At 75.0% G+C, this 208-nt stretch carries 1 pseudogene; it reads right to left on the reverse strand.

Features of this window, described 5'->3' with window-relative positions:
• A pseudogene (locus tag ACSC1Q_RS43335) lies at positions 1-208 on the reverse strand (hypothetical protein); the annotation flags it as partial.

Consider the following 208-nt stretch of genomic DNA (forward strand, 5'->3'; position numbering starts at 1 on the left):
GCCCGTTACAGTCGTAGATGTTGACGCCGGTCCCGGACGCGGTGCTGTTGCCGACCACGTCCAGACAGCGCCCCGAGGCCACGCCGACCACGGTCGACGGCGCCGCCGAGGCGGGCGCCGCGCCCGCCACCGTCATGGTGAGCACGATGGCCACCGCGGCCACCGCGGCCATCGCGGCCACCAGCGCGCGTGGCCATGACCTTCGGCG

It is taken from the genome of Streptosporangium heterodermiicola (assembly GCF_051390675.1).
Lineage (GTDB): Bacteria > Actinomycetota > Actinomycetes > Streptosporangiales > Streptosporangiaceae > Streptosporangium.